This window comes from uncultured Jannaschia sp. (assembly GCF_947494055.1).
In the GTDB taxonomy this organism is placed as follows: domain Bacteria; phylum Pseudomonadota; class Alphaproteobacteria; order Rhodobacterales; family Rhodobacteraceae; genus Jannaschia.
In genome coordinates this window covers 1-342 of sequence record NZ_CANLTR010000214.1, presented here as the reverse complement: position 1 = coordinate 342, position 342 = coordinate 1, and the positions used below count along the sequence as shown (strand labels likewise).

Annotated in this window: 1 protein-coding gene; it reads right to left on the bottom strand. The window is 63.7% G+C overall.

Annotation, left to right across the window (positions count from 1 at the left end; all coding sequences use genetic code 11):
* Window positions 1-56: 56 nt before the first annotated feature.
* Window positions 57-342 (bottom strand): hypothetical protein (locus tag Q1A87_RS23900; protein ID WP_299657406.1); only part of this gene is annotated, 286 nt, incomplete at its 5' end.

The window sequence follows — 342 nt, the reverse complement described above, 5'->3', positions numbered from 1 at the left end:
CCGCATCGACGAACTCACGCCGTGGAATTGGCAGCCACGCTGAATGTCAACGGCGGTCACGCCGGACGGATACGCTGATCCCACTGCTCGTCGGTGAACTTCTCGCGCCAATCGTTCTGCTCGAAGAAGGCGATGAGGTCGAGCGTGTGCTCGTCGATCATCACGACTTCCAGCGGACGCGTGACGACAAGTCCATCCTCGACGGGCCGGAGCTTCTTGCGCATCGCGTCTTCGCCCTCTCGTGCGAGCACGACGGCGAATTTATCGATAGTGTCCCACCCTGTGGTGTAGGAGGCCGCGCGCGGAGCCTTTGGCTCGGCGCAGCGTGCGGCCGGGCTGGTG